Annotated in this window: 2 protein-coding genes; both read right to left on the minus strand. The window is 59.3% G+C overall.

All coding sequences use genetic code 11. The features are described from left to right. Positions 1-1,148, minus strand: a 1,148-nt coding sequence (locus ABX749_RS31260) for an exonuclease SbcCD subunit D (protein ID WP_372899480.1), incomplete at its 3' end; no start/stop codon positions are given. A gap of 72 nt (positions 1,149-1,220) precedes the next feature. Then, positions 1,221-1,910, minus strand: a 690-nt coding sequence (locus ABX749_RS31265) for a 3'-5' exonuclease (protein ID WP_372899481.1), incomplete at its 5' end; no start/stop codon positions are given.

Raw genomic sequence — 1,910 nt, forward strand, 5'->3', positions numbered from 1 at the left:
CCGGCAAGTTCTTGTTCGATCACGGAGGCAAGTGTCGGGTCGTTGCGCAGGCTGTTGAGCACACATTCCAGACTTTCGAGCGGCCCGTCGAAATCGAGTGCGATCTTTTGGTCGGTCGGCATTGCGGTTCGAATCTTGACGTCTTCTAACCAAACCTGCTCGTTGCCCGCGGCGACACTGATCGCTTGCAATTCCGCGCGAATCCACTCGGTGTTTTGATGCAGCGCCGCGTGCAGCGACGACTGCCCGGACAAGCGAACCCGCGCGACCAGCAAGCGGCCGTCACAGGCATCGATTTGTTCGGAAAGCCAGCCCTGGTAGGCATCCAGAATTTCATCGCGATCCTGCATTTGACTCGCATCGATCACGCATTCGTGCCAACGCAACACGTCCAGCGGGTGGAACTCGTATCGGCAACGGTTCCTGGCATCGACTTCGATCAAGACGCAGCCCTTAGGACCTTGTTCGCCGATGTGTCGGCCTTGCAAGTTGCCACTGAACACGATCGGTGGCCCGCCTTCGATTTGGTGGTCGCCGCGGACGTGGATATGGCCGAGCGCCCAGTAGTCGTAGCCCTTCTCGGTCAATTCGGCCGGGGTGCATGGCGCGTAGTGCGCGTGCGAGGTGGCACCTTCCAGTCCGGTGTGCAGCATGCCCAAGTTGAACATTCCCGAAACGGCATCGGGGTACTTTGCCGCCATGTTCGACTTTTCGGCGCGGCTGCGAAAGGATTGTCCATGAACGGCGATGCCGATGTCTTCCAAGAACCTCGATTCCGCCTTTCCCGTTTGCAGAAAAATGTCACTGCCGTCGGGGTTTTTGGGCAGCGGCAGGGACGCCGTCATTTGGTTCGCCGCGTCGTGGTTGCCCCGAATGACCAGCACCGGGATTCCGGCGGTGACCAATTTGGCCGCCTCTTTGACGAAGGCCAATCCGGTGTTTTGGTCGGGCCAGTCACCGTCGTATAAATCGCCCGCGATCACGACCAGATCGACGTCTTCGTCAATGGCCAACGCGGTCAGATTTTCCAGCGCGCGACGCGACGCGCGGCGAATCCGCTGGGACGGCGCACTGTCGTAGCGGTCGAGTTTTTTGAGCGGACTGTCCAAATGAATGTCCGCGGCGTGAAGAATCTTTCGTGTGGTCAAGGGTGTGTGGGGGATCGGGGGCTACACAAATCGTCAGATGAAAGTCACTTTTTTTGCCGGGTAAAACTCGGGTCAACGTTCATACCAATTCGAATCTCCGTCTTCATACAATACCGTTTCTCCTTCGCCGGGATTCGTGTCCACGCCCAACGCCGCGTGGATCAACGCGGCCGGTTTTTTGTCGTCAGGCTTACAGGGTTGAACGACCATGTAAAGCGCCTGGCGAGGGCGTGTCATCGCGACGTACAACAGGCACAGCGCCTCGGTCATTTTGCCTGCCGCATCACGTCCGAACGCTTTGCGCCAGCGGGTGTCCAGAAAGTGCCAGGCCTCGCTGGTCAAGAAACGTGAGAGCCCGACCGGCGGTTCGGTCAGATTCCGCGAGTCTGCGATGCACAGCGGTGGTTGGCCGGTCAGATTGCCGTCCAACTCTGGCAAGAACACGGCGTCGAATTCCAAACCCTTGGATTGGTGGACCGTCATCACGCGAACGGCAGCCGATTGCGGTCGCTCGACTCGTTTTTCGCGGACCATTCGCACGAAATCTCGCAAGCGGTCGGTCGCGTTGGGCTCATAAGCAACTGCCAACTGGGCCAATTGTTTCAAACGTGTGGTATCGCGGGGGCCGCACACCGGTGCGAGGGCGGCGGCCAGGTGCTGGACCGCACGTGCGATCCCGACTTCGGTGACCAGATCCCTGACGTAGCCGGCCGACATGCCCTCGACCTGACCCAGTGGAGAATGGTCGACATGAAACTTCCA

The sequence above is a fragment of the Stieleria sp. genome (assembly GCF_041595215.1).
Taxonomy (GTDB): Bacteria; Planctomycetota; Planctomycetia; order Pirellulales; family Pirellulaceae; genus Stieleria; species Stieleria magnilauensis.